This is a genomic window from Sulfolobus sp. B1, from assembly GCF_007050195.1.
Lineage (GTDB): Archaea > Thermoproteota > Thermoprotei_A > Sulfolobales > Sulfolobaceae > Saccharolobus.
In genome coordinates, this window is record NZ_QIMI01000208.1 from 1 (window position 1) to 1,875 (window position 1,875).

2 protein-coding genes are annotated in these 1,875 nt (G+C 35.2%); both read right to left on the reverse strand.

All coding sequences use genetic code 11. From position 1 onward, the window contains the following. Positions 1–654 (reverse strand): MBL fold metallo-hydrolase (locus DMP16_RS09490; protein ID WP_143577159.1); only part of this gene is annotated, 654 nt, incomplete at its 3' end. Continuing rightward, complete coding sequence (locus DMP16_RS09495) at positions 641–1,669, reverse strand: mannonate dehydratase (protein ID WP_069283011.1); 1,029 nt, start codon at positions 1,667–1,669, stop codon at positions 641–643. The genes DMP16_RS09495 and DMP16_RS09490, both read right to left, overlap by 14 nt. Positions 1,670–1,875: the final 206 nt, after the last annotated feature.

Sequence of the window (1,875 nt, forward strand, 5' to 3'; positions counted from 1 at the left end):
ATGGGCTGGAACTATAATATCTGGCCTCATTTTTATAAGCTTGTACACTGTCATCAAATATTCTTCTATTGACGAGATTTGTGGTATAGAGTTAGTTTCCTCTCTACCCCTGATCCCGCTACCCTGAATTTCATCACCAGTAAAAAATACACTACCTACTTTACATATTATTGCTCCCGCTACGTGACCAAAAGCTTCAAAACATTTGAATTCTGAATCGTTAGGCAACTCAGTGCTAGAAACTTTAGGCGATCCTAATTCCGTCTTTATAAGGTTAACGAATGATTTACCATTTTCTTCTCCGATCCATTTTATAAATCTATTTGGAAAGAAACTATAAATAGCACTGTAATTGTCTGACAGTAACGACGCTGTTATTTTATGTGAAATAACGTTGACGCCTTTACTTGATAAGTATCCAGATCCACCGGCATGATCCAGATGCGCATGAGATATGATTGCACTATCTGGCAATTCTCCTATCTTATTTATTATTGACTCTATCTGTATAGAAGTTGAGGTATCGAGTAAATATCTTCTATCCATTCTATTCACATGTAATAGATTAAGATCAACGTCATGATATTCGGTAGCTATTAATGTAATTCCTTTATCTATCTCCTTAAGCTCTATCATAATATCACTTATATTCATAATTAGTTCCTAAACTTTCTATTGCCGCTCTAAAAAGTCCTTGAAGATACCCAATAGCATGTATCCTCCCCAAGATTGAATACCCTGGCATTGATAACTGTGTAGTATCCCCCAAAAGTGTGGGAGTGTGGTCTACTCTAAATGGACCGTAAAATCCATGTTTTACGTACTCCCTAATCTCCATAAATTGCCTAGTTAATCCTTCATCGATGAAAACCTCAACAAACTTTCTCTTATTTCCTATGACCTCTCTAAAATGCACAAAGAATACTCTACCTTTTTCTAGGAAACGACTAACTACAGCAACCTCATCATCTGCTATCAATGAAAAAATTGAATGATCAAAAGTAATTCCATTATACTCGCTAGGAAATTCTGTTATTAGCCTTTCAAAAGCTTCTACACTATTCATAATTCTCGCTGTTCCTCTCACTTCATCAATTGGGGGATCATCTGGATGAATAGCTAATTTAACATTTGCGTCTTCAGCTACTGGGAGTATCTCTTTGAGAAAGCTCTCTAAATTTCTCCATAGAGTAGGTTTATCTATTTTTCCATACTTGGGCGGTGGAGTATTTTTTAAATCCTCCTCATCAAAGCCAGAAACTACCGCATCACCTCTTCCTTTTAAAGCAGTCCTTGTTCTGAGCCAATTTGTAGGCATCCAGTTGTAGCACCATATTGGTATTTTTAGCTTCCCCATATTCTCAATAAGTTTAAAAACGTACTCCTTTTGCTCTTCTTTCCCCGGTAAACCATAAATCAGTTTATCCATTGGTGGATTATCCTCTATTACGGTTAACTTAAAACCGGCATCCTCAACCATTCTCTTATAGTTAGCTAAGGAAGCATAATCCCAAGGCTCATCAATTCTCCACTGTCTTTGGTCTTGATACCATCTAGGTAAAATACCTGTGGCTTCTTCGACACCGATTTGTTTTAAAATTTGCCAAAAAGGGGTAGGAGAACTTTCAAGAAGTATTTCTGCAAGCCTAATCCTAGGAAGCTTCTGCATTACATATAAATATCTTTTCTTTATAAAAATAAGTCTAACCTCTTATCTGTAAGAAGCTTGTTTAGGTTTTATGAGTATATTATTTACGTAAGTTTCATAACCGGCTGATTTTTATTTAGTAGACCATATGTTTATGCCGAATTTATATATTTTTTATTTGAATATTTTTATTGAATTTTTCCTAACATATATTAAAACTTCTTCAT